Annotated in this window: 2 protein-coding genes; both read left to right on the top strand. The window is 36.9% G+C overall.

Annotated features, from left to right (window positions below; genetic code table 11):
- The first annotated feature begins 117 nt into the window (after nt 1-117).
- The gene (locus N9I19_RS24905) at nt 118-546 is read left to right on the top strand and encodes an HTH domain-containing protein (protein WP_061461612.1); all 429 of its coding nucleotides are present in this window, start codon (nt 118-120) and stop codon (nt 544-546) included.
- On the top strand, nt 543-1,037 hold a 495-nt coding region (locus N9I19_RS24900; RefSeq protein ID WP_317779356.1), incomplete at its 3' end, for an IS3 family transposase. The genes N9I19_RS24905 and N9I19_RS24900, both read left to right, overlap by 4 nt.

Here is a 1,037-nt window from a genome sequence, read left to right as displayed (position 1 = left end):
TGAACTATACCCCGAATAATGGACACAGTAAAAAAAGTCCCTTATTCGGGGTTTTCTATGTCCTTTTTCTAGAACCCCGTTTATAATCATTTCAGATATAGGGCGGAGGAAATCAAAATGAGTAAGATTTATTTTAATGAATTTCAAATAAAGGAATTAGAGAATAATCCACATGTGAAACAGGTTTCAGATCGTTCGATTGCTTATCATCCAGACTTTAAGGTAAAGGCTATTAAAGAGAATCAAGCTGGTAAATCACCTACCCAAATCTTTATTGAACATGGCTTTGAGTTAGAGATGATTGGATCGGATAAACCAAAAGGCTGCTTAAAACGTTGGAGAAAAACGTTTGAACAATATGGCGAGGATGGCTTCTATACAGAGCGACGTGGGAAAGGAAGTCCAGGAAGACCAAAATCCAAGGAGTATTCGCAGGAAGATCAGTTAAAAAAGGCTGAAGCTCGTATTAAATATTTAGAGGCTGAACTTGAATTTCTAAAAAAGTTAGACGAACTCGAAAGGCAGGCTTCGAAGAAGAGAAAATGACAACGAGTGAAAAATTCACGTTAATTGAACAAATCATTCGCCCATATAATCTTACCAATATGGTCCGTTATTTTTGTGAAATGGCCGAAGTCAGTCGTAGTGGATATTATGCTTGGATACATGCTGAAAGGATTCGATTGACTCACGAGAAGAAAGATTCGCAGGATTATGAACTTATTAAGGAAGTATTTGAGGCCAAGAAGAAAAAAGCAGGTGCCCTCACCATCAAAATGATTTTAGAGAATAAGTATTTTGTCACGATGAACCATAAAAAGATTCGAAGGCTTATGCATAAGTTCAATCTTAAAGCCATAATTCGTCAAGCGAAACCTTATAAGAAATTAGCGAAAGCCACTCATGAGCATAAGGCCGTTCCAAACCACTTAAACAGGAATTTTAACCAAGGAGAACCGAGGAAAGTTCTCCTTACAGATATTACTTACGTTTATTATGGTTCTGGACAACCAGCTTATCTTTCTTGTGTCAAAGAT

Source organism: Peribacillus sp. CSMR9, assembly GCF_033141925.1.
GTDB classification, from domain to species: domain Bacteria; phylum Bacillota; class Bacilli; order Bacillales; family DSM-1321; genus Peribacillus; species Peribacillus simplex_A.
The sequence above is the reverse complement of the archived record's forward strand: the minus strand, read 5'-3'. Positions and strand labels throughout refer to the sequence as shown.

Excerpts from the sequence above, each read along its gene's own strand:
- N9I19_RS24905 (WP_061461612.1), top strand. The coding sequence starts at position 118 with ATGAGTAAGATTTATTTTAATGAATTTCAAATAAAGGAATTAGAGAAT.